Annotated in this window: 19 protein-coding genes; 13 read left to right on the top strand and 6 right to left on the bottom strand. The window is 67.4% G+C overall.

Features of this window, described 5'->3' with window-relative positions:
* From dnaA to AC1PLR_RS00060, 12 genes are all read left to right on the top strand, one after another.
* Window positions 1-1,341, top strand: a complete 1,341-nt coding sequence (gene dnaA / locus AC1PLR_RS00005; RefSeq protein WP_481102234.1) for a chromosomal replication initiator protein DnaA — start codon at window positions 1-3, stop codon at window positions 1,339-1,341.
* Between the two features lie 274 nt (window positions 1,342-1,615).
* Window positions 1,616-2,716 (top strand): DNA polymerase III subunit beta, encoded by a 1,101-nt coding sequence (gene dnaN, locus AC1PLR_RS00010; protein ID WP_010340416.1) that lies wholly within the window; start codon window positions 1,616-1,618, stop codon window positions 2,714-2,716.
* A gap of 502 nt (window positions 2,717-3,218) precedes the next feature.
* Window positions 3,219-4,319, top strand: a complete 1,101-nt coding sequence (recF, locus tag AC1PLR_RS00015) for a DNA replication/repair protein RecF (protein ID WP_481102235.1) — start codon at window positions 3,219-3,221, stop codon at window positions 4,317-4,319.
* A gap of 112 nt (window positions 4,320-4,431) precedes the next feature.
* Window positions 4,432-6,894 carry a DNA topoisomerase (ATP-hydrolyzing) subunit B gene (gyrB, locus tag AC1PLR_RS00020; protein WP_010340414.1) on the top strand — a complete coding sequence of 821 codons (2,463 nt, stop codon included), beginning with the start codon at window positions 4,432-4,434 and terminating at the stop codon, window positions 6,892-6,894.
* Window positions 6,895-6,976: 82 nt separating this feature from the next.
* Complete coding sequence (locus tag AC1PLR_RS00025) at window positions 6,977-7,822, top strand: CPBP family intramembrane glutamic endopeptidase (protein ID WP_209245577.1); 846 nt, start codon at window positions 6,977-6,979, stop codon at window positions 7,820-7,822.
* Between the two features lie 68 nt (window positions 7,823-7,890).
* Window positions 7,891-8,697, top strand: a complete 807-nt coding sequence (locus tag AC1PLR_RS00030; RefSeq protein ID WP_481102236.1) for a M48 family metallopeptidase — start codon at window positions 7,891-7,893, stop codon at window positions 8,695-8,697.
* A gap of 159 nt (window positions 8,698-8,856) precedes the next feature.
* A complete protein-coding gene (locus tag AC1PLR_RS00035) occupies window positions 8,857-10,050 on the top strand; it encodes a tetratricopeptide repeat protein (RefSeq protein ID WP_481102237.1) in 1,194 nt (397 codons plus the stop codon).
* Between the two features lie 152 nt (window positions 10,051-10,202).
* The gene (locus AC1PLR_RS00040; protein ID WP_010340410.1) at window positions 10,203-10,877 is read left to right on the top strand and encodes an energy transducer TonB; all 675 of its coding nucleotides are present in this window, start codon (window positions 10,203-10,205) and stop codon (window positions 10,875-10,877) included.
* Window positions 10,878-10,974: 97 nt separating this feature from the next.
* Complete coding sequence (exbB, locus tag AC1PLR_RS00045) at window positions 10,975-11,739, top strand: TonB-system energizer ExbB (RefSeq protein WP_010340667.1); 765 nt, start codon at window positions 10,975-10,977, stop codon at window positions 11,737-11,739.
* A 40-nt stretch (window positions 11,740-11,779) separates the two neighbouring features.
* Entirely contained in the window at window positions 11,780-12,205 is a 426-nt protein-coding gene (locus AC1PLR_RS00050; protein ID WP_010340666.1) for an ExbD/TolR family protein, read from the top strand.
* A 3-nt stretch (window positions 12,206-12,208) separates the two neighbouring features.
* The gene (locus tag AC1PLR_RS00055) at window positions 12,209-12,622 is read left to right on the top strand and encodes an ExbD/TolR family protein (RefSeq protein ID WP_010340665.1); all 414 of its coding nucleotides are present in this window, start codon (window positions 12,209-12,211) and stop codon (window positions 12,620-12,622) included.
* A 317-nt stretch (window positions 12,623-12,939) separates the two neighbouring features.
* Window positions 12,940-13,347: an ExbD/TolR family protein gene (locus AC1PLR_RS00060; RefSeq protein ID WP_481102238.1), complete on the top strand. Its 408-nt coding sequence runs from the start codon at window positions 12,940-12,942 to the stop codon at window positions 13,345-13,347.
* Window positions 13,348-13,548: 201 nt separating this feature from the next.
* Here the strand turns inward: AC1PLR_RS00060 and AC1PLR_RS00065 are convergent, their stop codons facing one another.
* The 3 genes from AC1PLR_RS00065 to cls all read right to left on the bottom strand — a co-directional run bounded on the left by AC1PLR_RS00065 (window position 13,549) and on the right by cls (window position 16,156).
* The gene (locus AC1PLR_RS00065) at window positions 13,549-14,301 is read right to left on the bottom strand and encodes a pyridoxine 5'-phosphate synthase (RefSeq protein WP_481102239.1); all 753 of its coding nucleotides are present in this window, start codon (window positions 14,299-14,301) and stop codon (window positions 13,549-13,551) included.
* 14 nt (window positions 14,302-14,315) lie between these two features.
* Entirely contained in the window at window positions 14,316-14,582 is a 267-nt protein-coding gene (locus AC1PLR_RS00070) for a hypothetical protein (RefSeq protein ID WP_010340662.1), read from the bottom strand.
* Between the two features lie 101 nt (window positions 14,583-14,683).
* Complete coding sequence (gene cls / locus AC1PLR_RS00075) at window positions 14,684-16,156, bottom strand: cardiolipin synthase (protein ID WP_481102240.1); 1,473 nt, start codon at window positions 16,154-16,156, stop codon at window positions 14,684-14,686.
* Between the two features lie 390 nt (window positions 16,157-16,546).
* Here cls and AC1PLR_RS00080 point away from each other — a divergent pair, with 390 nt between their 5' ends.
* On the top strand, window positions 16,547-17,632 hold the full coding sequence (locus AC1PLR_RS00080) for a PA0069 family radical SAM protein (RefSeq protein ID WP_481102241.1): 1,086 nt from the start codon (window positions 16,547-16,549) through the stop codon (window positions 17,630-17,632).
* 155 nt (window positions 17,633-17,787) lie between these two features.
* Here AC1PLR_RS00080 and AC1PLR_RS00085 read toward each other — a convergent pair whose 3' ends face one another.
* The 3 genes from AC1PLR_RS00085 to AC1PLR_RS00095 all read right to left on the bottom strand — a co-directional run bounded on the left by AC1PLR_RS00085 (window position 17,788) and on the right by AC1PLR_RS00095 (window position 19,603).
* Window positions 17,788-18,495, bottom strand: coding sequence for a 2OG-Fe(II) oxygenase (locus tag AC1PLR_RS00085; RefSeq protein WP_481102242.1), 708 nt, complete (start codon window positions 18,493-18,495; stop codon window positions 17,788-17,790).
* A 206-nt stretch (window positions 18,496-18,701) separates the two neighbouring features.
* The gene (locus AC1PLR_RS00090; RefSeq protein ID WP_481099437.1) at window positions 18,702-18,974 is read right to left on the bottom strand and encodes a hypothetical protein; all 273 of its coding nucleotides are present in this window, start codon (window positions 18,972-18,974) and stop codon (window positions 18,702-18,704) included.
* 236 nt (window positions 18,975-19,210) lie between these two features.
* Complete coding sequence (locus tag AC1PLR_RS00095) at window positions 19,211-19,603, bottom strand: hypothetical protein (RefSeq protein ID WP_481102243.1); 393 nt, start codon at window positions 19,601-19,603, stop codon at window positions 19,211-19,213.
* Between the last annotated feature and the right edge of the window lie 179 nt (window positions 19,604-19,782).

Consider the following 19,782-nt stretch of genomic DNA (forward strand, 5'->3'; position numbering starts at 1 on the left):
ATGGATGCTTGGCCCCGTTGCCTGGAACGTCTGGAAGCCGAATTTCCAGCCGAGGACGTTCACACTTGGTTGAAACCGCTGCAAGCCGAACAGCGCCATGACAACAGCATGGTGCTGTACGCCCCGAACGCCTTCATCGTCGAGCAGGTGCGCGAGCGCTACCTGCCGCGCATCCGCGAACTGCTGACCTATTTCGCCGGCAGCGGCGAGGTGCTGCTGCAGGTCGGCTCGCGTCCGCGCGCGCCGGAACCGCCCGCCGCACCGCCCAGCGAGACCACGGCGGCACGTACCCCGGCGCCGCCGTTGCTGGAGCCGTTCGCCGGCAATCTCGATTCGCACTACACCTTCGCCAACTTCGTCGAAGGCCGCAGCAACCAGCTCGGCTTGGCCGCGGCGGTGCAGGCCGCGCAGAAGCCAGGCGACCGCGCGCACAACCCGCTGCTGCTGTACGGCGGCACCGGCCTGGGCAAGACCCACCTGATGTTCGCCGCCGGCAACGCCATGCGTGAGCAGAACCCGAACGCACGGGTGATGTACCTGCGCTCGGAGCAGTTCTTCAGCGCGATGATCCGCGCGCTGCAGGACAAGACCATGGACCAGTTCAAGCGCCAGTTCCAGCAGGTGGACGCGCTGCTGATCGACGACATCCAGTTCTTCGCCGGCAAGGACCGCACCCAGGAAGAGTTCTTCCACACCTTCAACGCGCTGTTCGACGGCCGCCAGCAGATCATCCTGACCTGCGACCGCTACCCGCGCGAGGTCGAGGGCCTGGAGCCGCGGCTGAAGTCGCGCCTGGCCTGGGGCCTGTCGGTGGCGATCGATCCGCCCGATTTCGAGACGCGCGCGGCGATCGTGCTGGCCAAGGCGCGCGAGCGCGGCGCGGAGATCCCCGACGACGTGGCGTTCCTGATCGCCAAGAAGATGCGCTCGAACGTGCGCGACCTGGAAGGCGCGCTCAACACGCTGGCGGCGCGCGCCAACTTCACCGGCCGCGCGATCACCACCGAGTTCGCCCAGGAGACCCTGCGCGACCTGCTGCGCGCGCAGCAGCAGGCGATCGGCATCCCCAACATCCAGAAGACCGTGGCCGACTACTACGGCCTGCAGATCAAGGACCTGCTGTCCAAGCGACGCACCCGCTCGCTGGCGCGGCCGCGGCAGGTGGCGATGGCGCTGACGAAGGAACTGACCGAACACAGCCTGCCGGAGATCGGCGACGCGTTCGCCGGGCGCGACCACACCACCGTGTTGCACGCCTGCCGCCAGATCAAGCACCTGATGGAGACCGACGGCAAGCTCCGCGAAGACTGGGACAAGCTGATCCGCAAGCTCAGCGAGTAGTGCGGCGGCCGGTATGGCGGACGCCGGATAAATCGGTGCATGACTTCGCGACAAATCCGGGAGAAACTGTGGATAAAGCGCGACGCGGCGGCGACGGCAAAACTATCCACAGGTTTCCCCACCAGTTCCGGGACAGTAGTACACGGGATTGGGAGCGTTAAAAACTCTTTGTATTCAGTGGCTTGAGCTACATTTGCACCGAATTTCGCTCTACCATCACCACCAAGCTTTTGATTTATTCCACATCTTTTAAAGCATAGGGGCACGGAACCACATGCGTTTCACACTGCAGCGCGAAGCCTTCCTCAAGCCATTGGCGCAAGTCGTCAATGTGGTCGAACGCCGCCAGACCTTGCCGGTTCTGGCCAACTTCCTGGTGCAGGTGCAGGGCGGCCAGCTGTCGCTGACCGGTACCGATCTGGAAGTGGAAATGGTCTCGCGCATTGCGGTCGACGATGCCCAGGACGGCGAAACCACGATCCCGGCACGCAAGCTGTTCGAGATCGTGCGTGCGCTGCCCGACGGCAGCAAGGTCACCGTGTCCCAGTCCGGCGACAAGATCACCGTGCAGGCCGGGCGCAGCCGCTTCACCCTGGCCACGCTGCCGGCCAACGACTTCCCCTCGGTCGACGAAGTGGAAGCCACCGAGCGCGTGGTGGTGCCGGAAGCGGCGTTGAAGGAGCTGATCGAACGCACCGCATTCGCCATGGCGCAGCAGGACGTGCGGTATTACCTCAACGGCCTGCTGTTCGACCTGCGCGACCAGACCCTGCGCTGCGTGGCCACCGACGGCCACCGCCTGGCACTGTGCGAGACCGAGTTGGAGAACGCCGGCGGCGCCAAGCGCCAGATCATCGTGCCGCGCAAGGGCGTGACCGAGCTGCAGCGCCTGCTGGAAGGCGGCGAGCGCGAAGTCGAGTTGGAAGTCGGTCGCGCGCATGTGCGGGTCAAGCGTGACGATGTCACCTTCACCTCCAAGCTGATCGACGGTCGCTTCCCCGATTACGAAGCGGTGATCCCGATCGGTGCGGACCGCGAGGTCAAGCTGGATCGCGAAACCCTGCGCGCAGCACTGCAGCGTGCGGCGATCCTGTCCAACGAGAAGTACCGCGGCGTGCGCGTGGAAGTCTCGCCGGGCCAGCTGAAGATCAGCGCGCACAACCCGGAACAGGAAGAAGCGCAGGAAGAAGTGGAAGCGGACACCAAGGTCAGCGACCTGGCGATCGGCTTCAACGTGAACTACCTGCTCGATGCACTGTCTGCGCTGCGCGAGGAGTTCGTGGTGATCCAGCTGCGCGACGCCAACTCGTCGGCATTGGTCCGGGAGGCGAGCAGCGCCCGCTCGCGTCATGTGGTGATGCCGCTGCGTCTCTGACGATCCCGCTGCGTGTTCCACGTGGAACACGTGCGAAAGCAACCCGGCCTTGTGCCGGGTTTTCTTTTTTGGAGCGCTGTAAAACTGCTTCTGCACGCAGGAAAGCAGTGCCGAGTTGTTGCTTCATGGAAAACGGGGCCGTCGAGCGACACACGGTGTTGGAGCGTCTTCGTCGGCACGGCCACCAAGATGGGCAGCCTAGACGTATCGCGTTGTCGCGCTGTCAGCCATGCACCCCCTGGATGGCTACGCTCAGGAATCGCTGGATCCTCATAGAACGTTGCTTTGCTGGAGAAGCCCAGCTGGCTCACGGCAGGCCCGCCCTGCATCGCACAGGCATCGCTCCTACGTGACGCCTCGATTAGCCCCGTTGAGACGGCGCTCGCGCCGCCGCGGGCAGCAACGCCTCACGGCACCCACAGACCATTTTGGTTATGCTGCCGCCCTGCCCCAACCTCGATCTGCGTGCGCCCGGTGCGAGCGCCTTCGCCTCTATCCCCGCATGCACGTCTCCCGTCTCGATTTCCATCACCTGCGCCGGTTCGCGACGATCGAGTTGGCGCCCGCGCCCGGGCTGAACCTGATCACCGGCGACAACGGCGCCGGCAAGACCACCGTGCTCGAGGCGATGCACCTGATGGCCTACGGCCGCAGCTTCCGTGGCCGCGTGCGCGATGGCCTGGTTCGACAGGGGCAGGACGCGTTGGATGTCTTCGTCGAATGGCAGGAACACGCCGGTGACGCAGGTCCGACTCGTCGGCGGCGCGCTGGACTGCGCCACAGCGGTCAGGAATGGCGTGGTCGCCTCGACGGCCAGGACGTCACCCATCTCGGGACGCTGTGCGCCGCGTTGGCAGTGGTCACCTTCGAGCCAGGGAGCCATCTCCTGGTCAGCGGCGGCGGAGAGCCACGGCGCCGCTTCGTCGACTGGGGCTTGTTCCACGTGGAACCTGACTTTCTGTCGCTGTGGCGACGCTATGCCCGCGCGCTCAAGCAGCGTAATGCCCTGCTCAAGAGCGGCGGCAGCGGCGCGGCGCTGGATGCCTGGGACCATGAGCTGGCCGAATCCGGCGAGCCGCTGACCTCGCGCCGCCAAGACTACCTGGACCGCCTGCTCCAGCGCCTGCTTGCCCTCGCCGCGGACCTGGCGCCGGCGTTGGGTATCTCACATCTGCAATTCGCACCCGGCTGGCGGCGGCAGGAGGTGTCGCTGGCCGATGCGCTGCTGCTCAACCGCGAACGCGACCGTCAGCTCGGCTATACCTCGGCCGGTCCGCACCGGGCCGACTGGAGCCTCAGCTTCGCCGAGATTCCCGGCCGCGATGCGCTCTCCCGCGGTCAGGCCAAGCTCACCGCCCTGGCCTGCCTGCTGGCGCAGGCCGAGGACTACGCCGAGCAGCGCGGCGAGTGGCCGGTGATCGCCCTGGACGATCTGGCCTCGGAACTGGACCGCCACCATCAGGCGCGCGTGCTGGAACGGCTGCGCGCCGGGCCGGCCCAGGTCTTCGTCACCGCCACCGAAACCCCGCAGGCGCTGGCCGATGCCGGCCTACCGATCGCGCGGTTCCACGTGGAACATGGGCAGATCCTGGCCCTTTCCTAGGCCGCCACGGGTCCGGCGGCCCGGGCTGCTATAATTTCTGCCAATCCCCTATCCAGCGGCGCGAACCGGCCCCCGCCTGTCTTCGCCGCCTCGTGGAGCCTACGGCACCCGCATGACCGACGAACAGAACACACCGCCCAGCAACGGCAACTACGACGCCAACAGCATTACTGCCCTGGAAGGGCTGGAGGCGGTCCGCAAGCGGCCCGGCATGTACATCGGCGACGTCCATGACGGTACCGGCCTGCATCACATGGTGTTCGAGGTCGTCGACAACTCCATCGACGAAGCCCTGGCCGGGCACGCGGACCACGTCGCAGTGACGATTCACGCCGATGGCTCGGTCTCGGTATCTGACAACGGCCGCGGTATCCCGGTCGGCAAGCACGCGCAGATGAGCGCCAAGCTCGGCCGCGAGGTCTCCGCCGCCGAAGTGGTGATGACCGTACTGCACGCCGGCGGCAAGTTCGACGACAACAGCTACAAGGTGTCCGGCGGCCTGCACGGCGTGGGCGTCAGCGTGGTCAACGCGCTGTCGGAGAAGCTGCTGCTGGACGTGTTCCAGGGTGGTTTCCACTACCAGCAGGAATTCAGCAATGGCGCGGCCGTCGCGCCGCTGGTGAAGCTCGGCGAGACCACCAAGCGCGGCACCACCGTGCGCTTCTGGCCGTCGGTGGTGGCCTTCCACAACAACGTGGAATTCCACTACGACATCCTGGCCCGTCGCCTGCGCGAGCTGTCCTTCCTCAATTCCGGGGTCAAGATCGTGCTCGCCGACGAGCGCGGCGAGGGCCGGCGCGACGACTTCCACTACGAGGGCGGCATCCGCAGCTTCGTCGAGCACCTGGCGCAGCTGAAGACCCCGCTGCATCCGAACGTGATCTCGGTCACCGGCGAGCACAATGGCATCACCGTGGACGTGGCGCTGCAGTGGACCGACTCCTACCAGGAGACGATGTACTGCTTCACCAACAACATCCCGCAGAAGGACGGCGGCACCCACCTGGCCGGCTTCCGCGGCGCGCTGACCCGCGTGCTCAACACCTACATCGAGCAGAACGGCATCGCCAAGCAGGCCAAGATCAACCTGACCGGCGACGACATGCGCGAAGGCATGATCGCGGTGTTGTCGGTGAAGGTGCCGGACCCGAGCTTCTCCAGCCAGACCAAGGAAAAGCTGGTCAGCTCCGACGTGCGCCCGGCGGTGGAGAACGCCTTCGGCGCGCGCCTGGAGGAGTTCCTGCAGGAAAACCCCAACGAGGCCAAGGCGATCGCGGGCAAGATCGTCGATGCCGCCCGCGCCCGCGAGGCCGCGCGCAAGGCAAGAGACCTCACCCGCCGCAAGGGCGCGCTGGACATCGCCGGCCTGCCCGGCAAGCTGGCCGATTGCCAGGAAAAGGATCCGGCGCTGTCGGAGCTGTTCATCGTCGAGGGTGACTCGGCAGGCGGCTCGGCCAAGCAGGGCCGCAACCGCAAGAACCAGGCGGTGCTGCCGCTGCGCGGCAAGATCCTCAACGTCGAGCGCGCGCGCTTCGACCGCATGCTGTCCTCCGACCAGGTCGGCACGCTGATCACCGCGCTGGGCACCGGCATCGGCCGCGACGAGTACAACCCGGACAAGCTGCGCTACCACCGCATCATCATCATGACCGACGCCGACGTCGACGGCGCACACATCCGCACCCTGCTGCTGACCTTCTTCTACCGGCAGATGCCGGAGCTGATCGAGCGCGGCTACGTCTACATCGGCCTGCCGCCGCTGTACCGGCTCAAGCAGGGCAAGCAGGAGCTGTACCTGAAGGACGACAACGCGCTCAACGCCTACCTGGCCAGCAGCGCGGTCGAAGGCGCGGCGCTGGTCCCGGCCAGCAACGAGCCGCCGATCACCGGTGCGGCGCTGGAGAAGCTGCTGCTGCTGTTCGCCAGCGCCAACGAGGCGGTGGCGCGCAATGCGCACCGTTACGACCCGGCGCTGCTGAGCGCGCTGATCGACCTGCCGCCGCTGGACGTGGCCCAGCTGGAGAGCGAGGGCGAAGCGCACCCAAGCCTGGACGCGCTGCAGGCGGTGCTCAACCGCGGCAGCCTGGGCTCGGCGCGTTACGCCCTGTCCTTCGAACGCGGCAGCGAGCAGAAGCCGGCGATGTTGAAGGTGATCCGTCGCCACATGGGCGAAGAGCTCACCAGTTGGGTGCCGATGGCCGCGTTCGAGAGCGGCGAACTGCGGGCCTTGCGCGAGGTCGCGCTGGCGCTGCACGGGCTGGTGCGCGAGGGCGCGCAGATCGTGCGCGGCAACAAGACCCAGGCCATCAGCAGCTTCGCCCAGGCGCATGCCTGGCTGTTCGAGGAGGCCAAGAAGGGCCGCCAGATCCAGCGCTTCAAGGGCCTGGGCGAAATGAACGCCGAGCAGCTGTGGGAGACCACGGTGAACCCGGACACGCGCCGCCTGTTGCAGGTGCGCATCGAGGACGCGGTCGCCGCCGATCAGATCTTCAGCACCCTGATGGGCGACGTGGTCGAGCCGCGCCGCGACTTCATCGAAGAGAACGCGCTGAAGGTCGCCAACCTCGACATCTGACCGTGGCGGTGCCCGTCCCTGGCCTCCGTGCCGGGGCGGGGCGTCCCGCTGCGCCTTCCGCCCGCTCCCGCCCAGGACCGCGATGACCGCACCGCCGTTGCCCGCCACCCCGCTGCCGTTGCCGTCCGCGCCGCCGGCCCGCCCGCGCCGGCCGATCCTCGGGTTCTTCCTCGACGTGCTGCTGGCGGCGGTGGTGCTGCTGGCGGTGAGCGTGCTGAGCGGCCTGGTCTGGGGCGTGATCCGCGGCTTCCAGCTGGCGATGGAACTGAAGGCGCACGGCATCCCCGCCGATCGCCTGGCCTCGGTGGTGGCGCAGCGGGTCGGCCAGCCGGGCGCGCTGGCGCAACTGCTGATCGCCCTGGTCAGTACGCTCTCCGCGGCGCTGCTGCTGTACTTCCTGCGTCGCCCGGCCAGCGCCGCCGAGCGCCGCGCCTCGTGGCAGGCGGCGCGCACGCCGTCGACCTGGGGCTGGGTGCTGCTGGTCGCGGTCGGGGTGTTCGTCGGTAGCGCGGCGATTTCCGCGCTGGCGGCGCAGGTCGGCATCAAGCCGGTGCCGACCAACCTGCCGTTGATGCAGGACGCGATGGCGCAGATGCCGCTGTTCCTGATCGTGTTCGCCGTGGTGATCGCCCCGGCCTACGAGGAACTGCTGTTCCGCCGCGTGCTGTTCGGGCGGCTGTGGGACGCAGGCCGGCCGCGGTTGGGCATGCTGCTCAGCGGCGCCGCCTTCGCCCTGGTGCACGAAGTACCGGGGACCACCGGCAACAGCCTGGCCGCGACCGCGCAACTGTGGCTGGTCTACGGCGGCATGGGCGCGGCGTTCGCCTGGCTGTACAAGCGCACCGGCACTTTGTGGGCGCCGATCGCCGCGCATGGCCTCAACAACGCCATCGCGGTCGCCGGGCTGTACTGGTTTGGCGCAACCTGAAGGTTTGTTTGACGAAATGTTAAGACGCGGCCCTCCACACTGCGACGCGTGTCAGGAGGGGGGACCGTATGAAGCAAGTGGTACTTGGCGCGTCGCTCGCGATGCTGCTGGCAGCGTGTGCGACGACGACATCGCCAACCGGGCGCACCCAGGTCGTCGGCGGCATTTCGCAACAACAACTCGACCAGATGGGCGCGCAGGCGTTCGCCGAGGCCAAGGCCAAGGAACAGCTGGATACCGATCCCAAGCGCAACGCCTACGTGCGCTGCGTGGTCAACGCGCTGGTCGCGCAATTGCCCGACCAATGGCGCGGCACCGGCTGGGAAACCGCGCTGTTCAACGACAAGGAACCCAACGCCTTCGCCCTCCCCGGCGGCAAGGTCGGGGTCAACAGCGGCATCTTCAGCGTGGCCAAGAACCAGGACCAGCTCGCTGCCGTGCTCGGCCACGAGATCGGCCACGTCATTTCGCGTCATCACGAAGAACGCATCACCCGCCAACTCGGCGCGCAGGCGGGCCTGAGCGTGATTGGCGCGCTGGCTGGCGCCCGCTATGGCCAGGGCGCGGCCGATACCGTCGGCCAGGTCGGCGGCATGACCGCGCAGACGCTGTTCCTGCTGCCCGGCTCGCGCCAGCAGGAAAGCGAGGCGGACATCGTCGGCCAGCGCCTGATGGCGCAGGCCGGGTTCGACCCGGCGCAGGCGGTGGATCTGTGGAAGAACATGATGGCCGCCGGCGGCGACCGTCCGCCGCAGTGGCTCTCCACCCACCCCGATCCCAGTGCCCGCATCCGCGAGCTGCAGCGCGACGTCGCTGCGCTGGAACCGGTGTATGCGCAGGCGCGCAGTGCCGGCAGGACGCCCAAGTGCGGCTGAGCCTGGCGTCGTCCCCGCGCCGGCCGCCGGCACTGTCACAGAAAACGCATCCAAAAACGTTTTCACGGCGTACAGGTTTCTGATAGGTTTGCTGGCTTGGCCGAGGAACGGCCGCTCCGTCTTCCGTGCCGCTCCGGGCGGTATCCACCGAGGTGACCCATGAAATTCCGCATTCGCAAGCAAGCGTTGTTGTCCCTGGTGATCGCCGCTGCCCTCGGTGGCGCGGTGGTGACCGATGCCGCTGCGCAGAGCGATCGCACCGACCACCGTTCCTCGCGCAATGCCAAGAGCGAGAAGGCGGCGGTGTTGTTCCCCAATGCCGAGCGCAAGGAGCCCAACGGCAAGCCGTCGTCCAAGCTCGGCAGCAAGCTGCAGAAGCTGATCGACACCTACAACAAGGGCGAGGACTACGCGTCGGTGCGCAGCCAGGCCGATGAGATCCTGGCCAACAGCGGCGCCAACGAGTACGACAAGTCGGTCGCCGCGCAGCTGGCCGCGCAGGCCGCCTACAACCTCGACGACAGCAAGGCCGCGCAGGCGTACCTGAAGCAGGCGATCCAGTTCAACGGCCTGGACAACAACGGCCACTACCAGTCGATGCTGATGCTGGCGCAGCTGCAGCTGCAGGACGACCAGACCGCCGAAGGCCTGGCCACGCTGGACAAGTTCCTCGCCGAAACCAAGTCGACCCGCCCGGAAGACCTGATCCTCAAGGGCCAGGCCCTGTACCAGGCGCAGCGCTATCAGGAAGCGATCCCGGCGCTGAAGCAGGCCATCGCCGCGTCGCCGGAACCGAAGGACAGCTGGAACCAGCTGCTGATGGCGTCCTACGCCGAGGCCGGCCAGACCGGCGAGGCGGTCAAGGCCGCCGAGGCGCTGGCGGCCAAGTCGCCCAACGACAAGAAGGCCCAGCTCAACCTGGCCAGCATGTACATGCAGGCCGACCAGATGGACAAGGCCGCAGCGGTGATGGACAAGCTGCGCACCTCCGGTCAGCTGACCGACGAGAAGGAATACAAGCAGCTGTACTCGATCTACGCCAACACCGACGGCCATGAGAAGGACGTCATCGCGGTCATCAACGAAGGCATGCAGAAGGGCATTCTGAAGCCGGACTACCAGACCTACCTGGCGCTGGCGCAGTCGTACTACTACACCGACCAGCTGCCGCAGGCGATCGAGAACTGGCAGAAGGCCGCGCCGCTGTCCAAGGACGGCGAAACCTACCTCAACCTGGCCAAGGTGCTGCATTCGGAAGGCCGCGTGGCCGAGGCCAAGCAGGCGGCGCAGCAGGCGCTGGCCAAGGGCGTCAAAAAGCCGGAAGACGCCAAGAAGATCATCAACCTGAAGTAGCACGCAAAAAAAGCCCCCGACGACCAGTGCTGAAAGTAGTGCAGGTAACAGGGATTGGTATAAGCTTGGAGGTTCCTGCGGTGTCATCGCCGCGTGAACTTGGGTCCCGCTCCACCGTGGGATCCGCCCCCCTTTAATCGAGTCATTGGCGCATGACGGAACAACTGGTCATCCATCGGCATTACGACAAAGATGACGCCTCCGGCCTCAGCTGGCCGCGCATCATCGGTATTGCCTTCGTAATCGCGCTGCACCTTGCAGCGCTGATGTTGCTGCTGATTCCGGCCGTTGCGCCCAAGGCGGTGGCGGAGAAGGAACGCAACATCATGGTCACCCTGGTGGACGCACCGCCGCCGCCTCCCCCGCCGCCGCCGCCGCCGCCGAAGCCGCCGGAAACTCCGCCGCCGCCGGTGAAGAACCTGGCGCCGCCGAAGCCGACCCCGCTGCCGCCGCCGCCGGAAGCCCCGGTGATCGACGTGCCGACGCCGCGCGACACGGACATCGCCACGCCGCCGTCGCCGCCCGCGCCGCCGGCCGCACCCTCTGACATCAGCGCTAGCGTCGATATCTCGTCGAAGAACATGAACCCGCCGAAGTACCCGCCGGCTGCATTCCGGTCGGGCGCACAGGGCGAGGTGATCCTGATCATCGACGTCGATGCCAGTGGTAACGTCACGAACGTTGCCGTCGAGAAATCCAGCCGCAACCGCGACCTGGACCGCGCCGCCATGGAAGCAGCGCGCAAGTGGCGGTTCAATGCCGCTGTCGTCAATGGACAGAAGACCGCCGGCCGCGTCCGCGTCCCGGTCAACTTCGCGCTGAACTGATACAAAGGTTGCGCGGACCGGCGCACCGCCGGTCCGCAAGCCCTGTCTACTCTTTGCACCACCCTCATCACCACCACACACAACAAAGGTAAGCGTCATGCTGCAGGAAATTTTCATCGCCGCTGCTGCGGGGGGCAACAACGCATCGAACGCCCTGTCGCAGATGGGCTTCGAGCACCTGATCACCGAAATGACCTCCAAGCCGGGTGACTTCGCCGTCTCCTGGGTGGTGCTCATCACCCTGATCATCATGTCCGCCTCGTCCTGGTACTGGACGATCATCAACATCTTCCGCGCCACCCGTCTGAAGAGCCAGGCCGACCGCGTCACCAGCCTGTTCTGGGACACCCCGAACGCCCAGGACGCCATCCGTGCGATGGAAGAGCAGCCGGCCTCCGAGCCGTTCTCGAAGATCGCTCTGGACGCTGCGCAGGCCGCCGCGCACCACCAGCGCGCCGAAGCCGGCACCGGCACCGGCCTGGGCGAGACCCTGAGCCGTTCGGAGTTCGTCGACCGCGCCCTGCGTCAGGCCGTGACCCGCGAAAGCACCAAGCTGCAGTCGGGCATGACCCTGCTGGCGACCGTCGGTGCGACCGCGCCGTTCGTCGGTCTGCTGGGTACCGTGTGGGGCATCTACGGCGCGCTGATCAAGATCGGTGCCACCGGCTCGGCCTCGATCGACGCCGTCGCCGGCCCGGTCGGTGAAGCGCTGATCATGACCGCGATCGGTCTGTTCGTCGCGATCCCGGCCGTGTTCGCCTTCAACTTCTTCAGCAAGGTCAACAGCTCGGTGATCGCCAAGTTCGACACCTTCGCTCACGACCTGCACGACTTCTTCGCCACCGGTTCGCGCGTTCGCTGATCCCGGCTAAGTCGTCCACGCAACGTTAACGGAGCCCGTTATGGCTTTCAGTAGTGGTAACAGCGGCGGCCCCATGGCCGACATCAACGTCACGCCCCTCGTGGACGTGATGCTGGTGCTGCTGATCATCTTCATCATCACGGCACCGCTGATGTCCCACAAGGTCAAGGTGGAGCTGCCCCAAGCCAACTTGAAGCAGGATCCGGACAAGGACGACAAGCGTTCGAATCCGATCACCCTGGCGGTCAAGGAGGATGGGTCGCTGTACTGGAACGATGAGCCGATCTCCAAGGAAGCCCTGGAGTCGCGCTTCTCGACCGCTGCACAGCAGACCCCGCAGCCGCCGCTCAACCTGCGTGGCGACCGCACCACCAAGATGCGCACGATCAACGAGATCACCAAGATCGCGCAGAGTCAGGGCATGCTGGACGTCGGCTTCGTTGCGACCAAAGAGAAGGGGAACTGAGCCATGGCGTTCAGCTCAGGAGGCGGCCGTGGTCCCATGGCCGACATCAACGTCACGCCGCTGGTCGACGTGATGCTGGTGCTGTTGATCATCTTCATCGTGACCGCGCCGATCATGACGTACCCGATCGACGTGGATCTGCCGCAGCGGGTCATCAACCCGCCGCCGCAGTTGCGCGATCCGCCGCCGCCGATCGATCTGCGGATCGATGCGTCGAACCAGGTGTTCTGGAACAACAGCCCGGTGGCGGTGAGTGCGCTCCCGCAGATGATGGAAAACGAAGTCCAGCGCGATCCGACCAACCAGCCGGAACTGCGCATCGATGCCAATCCGGATTCCGAGTACGAAGTGATGGCCAAGGTGCTGGCCGCCGCCAAGAACTCGGACATGAAGAAGATCGGCTTCGTCCAGCAATAAGCTTCACCGCAATCCGTTTCACCGCAACACCTCAGTCATGACGCGACTGCAAACGCCACCGGAAACGGTGGCGTTTTTTTGTGCGTGCACGGTTGGCTGCCATGCCTGTTTGCGACGATGCCGGTCTGCGGTCCGGCGTGTGGCGCGGCGTGTTGCCCGCCTGGCCGGGCGTGCTTCACGCTCGCCTGCTCACCTGCCGGCCTGAGCAGTCCGATGCGGGACCACTCCGAGCCTGCCCGCCTGTCGCCGCCCCTCGTATCCTGCCGCACCGCGGGTGTAGGCTGGTGGCGCGACACCACACCCACAGGAGGCTGGCCATGGCGTTCAGTGCTGCAGGGAATCGGGGACCGCTGGCGGAGATCAATGTCACTCCGCTGGTCGATGTGATGCTGGTGCTGTTGATCATTTTCATCGTCACCGCGCCGATGCTGACGCGAACGATCACCATGGACCTGCCGCAGCGGACGCCGGCACTCTCCAGACCCCTGCCGCCACCGGACCCGATCCAGTTGCGCCTGGATGCCAGTGGCCAGTTGTTCTGGAATGCCGCGCCGCTGGCCTTGCGCGATCTGCAGCCCCGGTTGCAGGACGCGATGGCGCAGGCGGCCGGCAATCCGCCCGAGCTGCGCATCGATGCCAGCCCGGACGCCGACTACGAGGCCATGGCCAAGGTGCTGGCGGCGGCCAAGAACGCCGACGTGCAGCGCATCGGTTTCGTGCAGTAACAGGCGCCGGCGATGCGACGCCACCGTGGTCGGTGGCGTCGCCCGCTCGGGCACCGCACGGCGCGCCGCCTGGGGGAGACAGCCAAAGACCCACGCTGACTGGATTGCGCCGAGCGCGACAGCCCTGCGGCACGGGATGGCCGCGCCCGCCAAGCGGCCAGTCTGTCAGGGTAGCGCCCTGCCCCGCGTTGCCGGCGTCGCTCAGCGTGCGCTGGCCAGCACCGCCAGATAGGCCTTCACCGTGGCGTCGAGCCCGGCGTAGAGCGCCTCGCCGATCAGCGCGTGGCCGATCGATACTTCCAGCACGTCCGGGACCGTCGCCAGGAACGCGCCGAGATTGGCCTGGGCCAGATCGTGGCCGGCGTTGACGCCCAGTCCGGCAGCCTGCGCGCGGTGTGCGGCGGCGGCGAACGGCGCAGCCGCAGCGCTGTCGCCCTGTTCCCATGCGGCGGCATAGGGCCCGGTGTACAGCTCGACGCGGTCGGCGCCCAGTTCGGCCGCCACCGCCAGGTCGGGATTGTCGGCATCGACGAACAGGCTGACCCGGCAGCCCAGGGTCTTCAGCTCGGCGATCAGCGGGCGCAGGCGGTCGCTGTCGCGGCCGAAGTCGAAGCCATGGTCGGAGGTGAGCTGGCCGTCGCCGTCGGGCACCAGGGTGGCCTGCGCCGGGCGGGTCTGCGCGCACAGGGCGATCAGTCCCGGATAGCCGGGACGCGGCGGCGCGAACGGGTTGCCCTCGATGTTGAATTCGACACCGCGCTCGCGGGTCAGCTCGGCCAGCACCAGCACGTCCTCGGCATGGATGTGGCGCCGGTCCGGGCGCGGGTGAACGGTGATGCCGTGCGCGCCGGCGTCCAGGCAGGCACGCGCGGCGTCGAGCACGCTGGGCAGGTCGCCGCCGCGCGAATTGCGCAGCACCGCGATCTTGTTGACGTTGACGCTGAGCTTGGTCATCGCCGGCGAACCGCTTACGGCGCTGCGGCGTCGTCGCTGGCGGCGGCCGCGGCGCGGCGCGCCTCGGCCTGCTCGCGCAGCCGGCGCAGTTCGGCCGGGTCGATCATCGGCATCGCGTCGCGCTGGCTGGCGTCGCCGATCTTGGCCACGTACCAGCCGCGTGCCCAGGCCAGCAGGAAGGCCAGCGCGGCCAGCAGGCTCACCACCAGCAACCACATGTGCGGCGTCGTGAACGCCAGAACGAAAGCACCCAGTGCGAGCGGCAGAAAGAGCCAGTACATGACGATCTCCCCAAGGATGGGGCAGTGTAGCGCCGCCGGGCGTGCCGGTTCCACGTGGCGTGGCGGTCGGCGCGCGCCGCTCCCGGCGCGGGGCGCCGCGCTTACAGCAGCGGCGAGGTCAGCCGCGCCACCGCCTCCGGCAGCCGGTAGCGCCACAGCGAGCGCTTGCGGTCGTCGCGCACGCGCACCGCATCGGCCATCTCCCCTTCCAGCAGCTCGGCCAGTTGCCTGGTCAGCCCGCGGTCGCGGAACAGCGTGGCGACCTCGAAATTGAGTCGGAAACTGCGGTTGTCGAAGTTGGCGCTGCCGACCAGGCACAGGTCCTCGTCGGTGATCAGCGCCTTGGTGTGCAGCATGCGCGGGCCGTACTCGTAGATCCGCACGCCGGCCTGCAGCAGTTCGTCGAAGTACGAGCGCGCGGCCAGCGTCACCAGCCGCGAGTCGCTGCGCTTTGGCACCAGCAGGCGCACGTCCAGCCCGCCCAGGGCCGCCGAGGTCAGCGCCATGCGCGCGGCCTCGCCCGGCACGAAATACGGCGTGACCAGCCACACCCGCCGCTGCGCCTCGTAGATCGAGGCGACCTGCAGGCGGTGGATGCTCTCCCAGGACGAATCCGGCCCCGACACCAGCACCTGCGCCTGGATGCTGCCGGCATCGCGGCTGGGCATGTCGCTGGGCCAGATCCGCGCCATGTCGAAGGCGTCGCGGCCCTGCCGGGTGGCGTACAGCCAGTCCTCCACGAACACCAGCTGCAGGCTGCGCACCACGTGGCCTTCGCAGCGCAGGTGCAGATCGCGGTAGGCATCGGCGCGCAGCGCTTCGTTCTCCTCGTCGGTGACGTTGATGCCGCCGGTGAAGGCGATGCGGCCATCGATCACCACGATCTTGCGGTGGGTGCGCAGGTTGACCCAGGGCCGCTTGAACTTGAACGGTCGCAGCAACTGGGTGGGATGGAACCAGGCGACCTCGGCGCCAGCCTCCAGCAGCGGCCGCAGGAAGCGCTTGCGCACCTGCGAGGAGCCGACCGCATCCAGCAGCAGGCGCACCCGCACGCCGGCGCGGGCGCGCTCGACCAGCGCGTCGCGGATGCGCGTGCCGGTGCGGTCGGGATTGAAGATGTAGTACTCCAGGTGCACGTGATGCTGTGCGGCGCCGATGTCGCGCACGATCGCGTCGTAGGTGGCGGCGCCGTCGACCAGCCACTGCACCGCAGTGGCCGAACTCGGCGCCAGGCCGGTGGTGGCCTGGGCGATCTTGGCCAGCTCGGTGCAGTCGGCATCCGGCGGACACACGCTGCTGTAGTGCTCCATGCCCGAGCGCGAGCGGCCGCGGCGCAGGCGCTGCCGCTTCACCTTCTGCGGGCCCAGCAGGTAATAGATGACGAAGCCCAGATAGGGCAAGGCGGCCAGCGACAGCACCCAGCTCAGCGTCGCCGCCGGCTCGCGCTTCTGCAGCACGATCCAGCCGCTCAGCCACAGGATGTACAGCAGGTAGGCGGCGGTGAGATAGGCGCCGATGTGGGGGATGCCGGTCAGCCGGTCCCAGGTGTTCTGCAGAGTCGCGATCACGAGCATCGGCGGATTCTAGAGGGTGGCGCGGAGGTTGCGGCGAAGGCGGCGTCGGATGGGCATGGTGGCGAGTGGCCTGATCGCGTGCAGTGGCCGTCTGGCTCGCTGGCGGCACATGGTTCTGCGAACCGGCACCGCACCGCACGGTGTATGACACGCGCTCGCGGCAGCCGGATGACGGCTGCCGTATCGCGTTCGCGCGCGACGGCGTGCCGGCTCGGCGAAAACCGGCGTCGACGCGCCGGCCACCGTGGAGCACGACCTGCGGCGCTGGCATCGCCTTTGATGCCTGCGCAAGCTGGGCAAGTGACCAATGGTACATGTCGGCCTGAAAGATTCAGCGCCGCCGTCCGTGCCGTCGCATCCGCCGAGACGGCCGGCGCGTAGCCTATGCCGATGAGCATTGCCATCAAGGGCCGCGGTGCCGGCAGCCACCTGCCGGGCCGCTTCGAACGGACCGTCAGCCAGGCCGAGGACGACGGCTGGCATCCCGACGACAGCGAGGAATTCGCCGCTCCGCGCCTGCGCACGCAGGTGAGCGAGGAGACCGCGCGCAGCATCATCAGCCGTAATCAGTCGCCGGACGTGGGCTTCGCGCAGTCGGTGAATCCTTACCGCGGCTGCGAGCACGGCTGCAGCTACTGCTTCGCCCGGCCTAGCCACGCCTATCTGAACCTGTCGCCGGGGCTGGACTTCGAGACACGGCTGTTCGCCAAGACCAATGCCCCGGAACTGTTGCGCCGCGAGCTGGCCAAGCCCGGCTATGTGCCCAGCCCGATCGCGCTGGGCATCAACACCGACGCCTACCAGCCGATCGAGCGCAAGCTGCAGCTGACCCGGCGCCTGATCGAGGTCTTCGCCGAAACCCGCCACCCGTTCTCGCTGATCACCAAGAACGCGCTGGTCGAGCGCGACCTGGACCTGCTGGCGCCACTGGCCCGCGACAACCTGGTCAGCGTGCACTTCTCGGTGACCTCGCTGGATCCGCGGCTGTCGGCCAGGCTGGAGCCGCGCGCCTCGGCGCCGCACGCGCGGCTGCGCGCGATGCGCACCCTGCATGAGGCCGGGGTGCCGGTCGGAGTGATGGTGGCGCCGGTGATCCCGTGGATCAACGACCATGCGCTGGAAGCGGTGCTGGAGGCGGCCCGCGCCGCCGGCGCCGAGTCCGCCGGCTACGTGCTGCTGCGCCTGCCGCACGAAGTGGCGCCGCTGTTCCGCGATTGGCTGCAGGCGCACCATCCCGACCGCGCCGCGCACGTGATGAGCACGGTGCAGCAACTGCGTGGCGGCAAGGACTACGACAGCACCTTCGGCAAGCGCATGCGCGGCGAAGGCGTCTACGCCGATCTGCTGGCGCGGCGCTTCGCCCTGGCGCACAAGCGGCTGGGTTATGCCGAGTCCCCGCGCCGCCGCCTGGACTGCAGCCACTTCGTCAAACCGCTACCGCCGCGCCCGTCGTCGCCGCAGGGGGTGTTGTTTTGAGCGGGGATTGGGGATTCGGGATTGGGGATTCGCAAGAGCGGCACGGCGCGGCCTGACGCAGCCACTGCCATCCAGCTGCCAAGAAAGCCGCTTTTACGAATCCCGAATCCCGAATCCCCAATCCCTGCTTTTGACGAATCCCCAATCCCGAATCCCTACTCCCGGCCGTACAACGCCTGGGCCGACTGGAACAGGATCCAGCTCGTGGCGATGAACTTGTCGCCGCGCTGCGGGCGGTTGCCGCGGTGGGTGTGGGTGAAGGCGGTGGGGGCGATCAGCAGGCTGCCCGCACGAGGGGCGATCTTGCGGCGCTGGAACAGGAACTCGGTCTCGCCTTCGTCGAAATCGTCGTTGAGGTACAGGGTCCACAACAGGTGCCGGTGCAGGGTCTCGGCGCCGGAATCGCGCGGGTACAGCTCGCAGTGCCAGTACGGATAGCCGCCCTCGCCCGCCTCGTACCACTGCAGGTTGATCGCGCCCGGGCGCAGGCAGGTGCGCGCCAGGTTGGACAGCGCCGCGTCGTCGAGCAGGGCGAAGTCCTCGGCGCCGAGCCGGTGCGGCTGGCCGTCCGCGCCTGGCACCTGCAGCATCAGCGGCGAGATCAGGGTCTGCGGATACTTGCGCAGATAGCCGAGCAATCCGCCGAACACCGCCTGCTGCAGCCGTTGTTCCACATCGCGCCACGGCTCCAGGCCGCTGATGCGCAGGTCACGGCTGCGCTTGAGCTCGGGAAACACGCCGCTGCCGACCTCGCCGGGCCGCAGCTGGGTGCTGCCGCGCAGGCGCCGCAGGATGGCGGCGCAGTCCTCGCGGGACATGGCGCCCTCGAACACTTCGATGAAATCGGGATGCGTGTCGGACATCGCGCGACCTTACCAGCGATTTCGCGGGGTTGCAGCCGCAGCGAAGCGGCCGCGAGCTGCGGACGGCGCCGGCCGGTGGACCGCATCACCGCAGCGCACGTGCGGATTGGGCTTGCGCGTGCGGCGAAAGCGGCGAGGACGGCGTCCATGCCACCTCCAGCCGCGCGGCCATGCGTCAGCGGAACACGCGCTGCCGTGGCTGATGCCTAGCGCGTGTCGCCCGGCGCTGGATTGCCGCGGATCGCGATGCCAAGCAGGGCCAGCCACACTGCCAGCGCCAGCAGGGTGGGCAGTTCGAAGCGACTGGAGTTGTACAGGGTGAAACTCCGCGCGGCGAAGAACAACAGCGTCCACAACGCCAGGTTGATCAGCACGATCCGCTTTCGCCAGCGATGGCGGGTGAACAGCGCGATGACGGTGGGCATCAGCGCGACCGGTGCGGTGGCGAAGAAGAACAGCACGACGAGGGTCTGGTTCATGGGTTTCCGCCTGCCTGGTAAGGCCAGGTGCAAGTAACGACGGGCAGCGATCGGCGCACTCCGCGCATGCCACGGACTGCCGCTACCCTGGCACAGTCCAGCCTTCGTGCAGCGTCCGCCGCCTTGCCCCACTCGTCATGGCGGCGCAATCGACGCAGATGGGCCGGGTCTCTTTGCATAGGGCACGTACGCATGTGGGGATCGGCGCGGGGTGCAACAGAGCGTCTTCGGCAACGCTAGAAGTAACCGCCCTGCGCTTCCTGCCAGATCCGGTAGCCCTCGAGCTCTTCCTCGGTCACCGAGGACTGTTGAACGAAATGAAGATCCCAACCGGCGAAAGACGCTCTGGAAATCGGAAGGTGGCCCATGCCCAGTGGCTCGTCATCGCGTCGATTGTCGCCAGCGAGATACAGCGTGGACGTGTCGACTGCCTTGGGCGGCACTGGGTAGACGTTGCTGTAGACGCGCACATGCACGCCATCCGCGTCCAGCTTGAGAATCTTGAGCAGCACATACCCACCCTCCGGCCGACTGGTCGCGTAGAGACCTCCCTCCCGCCACGCGTCGGCCGCCACTGGCGAAGCAGCGACAAACAATGCAAACAGAGCGGCAAGCCATCGTTTGAACATGGTCGGTCTCCTGATACTTGAACGCCCGCAACTGCACGGAATGACTGTGTTCACTGCGCGGCGGGGTCGCCCAGCGTCTCACAAGTTTCGGTGCCGCTGACGCAATCGATGGGTATCGAAGCCACCGCTCCGCTCGCGCCTGGCCTGGAGTGCCTCGGTGCCACCATGCATCAGGCGAG

Source organism: Xanthomonas sp. NCPPB 3570 (assembly GCF_056725115.1).

Bases quoted from the DNA above. Each gene is read 5' to 3' on its own strand.
- dnaA (WP_481102234.1), top strand. From the start codon at position 1: ATGGATGCTTGGCCCCGTTGCCTGGAACGTCTGGAAGCCGAATTTCCA.
- dnaN (WP_010340416.1), top strand. From the start codon at position 1,616: ATGCGTTTCACACTGCAGCGCGAAGCCTTCCTCAAGCCATTGGCGCAA.
- recF (WP_481102235.1), top strand. From the start codon at position 3,219: ATGCACGTCTCCCGTCTCGATTTCCATCACCTGCGCCGGTTCGCGACG.
- gyrB (WP_010340414.1), top strand. From the start codon at position 4,432: ATGACCGACGAACAGAACACACCGCCCAGCAACGGCAACTACGACGCC.
- AC1PLR_RS00025 (WP_209245577.1), top strand. From the start codon at position 6,977: ATGACCGCACCGCCGTTGCCCGCCACCCCGCTGCCGTTGCCGTCCGCG.
- AC1PLR_RS00030 (WP_481102236.1), top strand. From the start codon at position 7,891: ATGAAGCAAGTGGTACTTGGCGCGTCGCTCGCGATGCTGCTGGCAGCG.
- AC1PLR_RS00035 (WP_481102237.1), top strand. From the start codon at position 8,857: ATGAAATTCCGCATTCGCAAGCAAGCGTTGTTGTCCCTGGTGATCGCC.
- AC1PLR_RS00040 (WP_010340410.1), top strand. From the start codon at position 10,203: ATGACGGAACAACTGGTCATCCATCGGCATTACGACAAAGATGACGCC.
- exbB (WP_010340667.1), top strand. From the start codon at position 10,975: ATGCTGCAGGAAATTTTCATCGCCGCTGCTGCGGGGGGCAACAACGCA.
- AC1PLR_RS00050 (WP_010340666.1), top strand. From the start codon at position 11,780: ATGGCTTTCAGTAGTGGTAACAGCGGCGGCCCCATGGCCGACATCAAC.
- AC1PLR_RS00055 (WP_010340665.1), top strand. From the start codon at position 12,209: ATGGCGTTCAGCTCAGGAGGCGGCCGTGGTCCCATGGCCGACATCAAC.
- AC1PLR_RS00060 (WP_481102238.1), top strand. From the start codon at position 12,940: ATGGCGTTCAGTGCTGCAGGGAATCGGGGACCGCTGGCGGAGATCAAT.
- AC1PLR_RS00065 (WP_481102239.1), bottom strand. From the start codon at position 14,301: ATGACCAAGCTCAGCGTCAACGTCAACAAGATCGCGGTGCTGCGCAAT.
- AC1PLR_RS00070 (WP_010340662.1), bottom strand. From the start codon at position 14,582: ATGTACTGGCTCTTTCTGCCGCTCGCACTGGGTGCTTTCGTTCTGGCG.
- cls (WP_481102240.1), bottom strand. From the start codon at position 16,156: ATGCTCGTGATCGCGACTCTGCAGAACACCTGGGACCGGCTGACCGGC.
- AC1PLR_RS00080 (WP_481102241.1), top strand. From the start codon at position 16,547: ATGAGCATTGCCATCAAGGGCCGCGGTGCCGGCAGCCACCTGCCGGGC.
- AC1PLR_RS00085 (WP_481102242.1), bottom strand. From the start codon at position 18,495: ATGTCCGACACGCATCCCGATTTCATCGAAGTGTTCGAGGGCGCCATG.
- AC1PLR_RS00090 (WP_481099437.1), bottom strand. From the start codon at position 18,974: ATGAACCAGACCCTCGTCGTGCTGTTCTTCTTCGCCACCGCACCGGTC.
- AC1PLR_RS00095 (WP_481102243.1), bottom strand. From the start codon at position 19,603: ATGTTCAAACGATGGCTTGCCGCTCTGTTTGCATTGTTTGTCGCTGCT.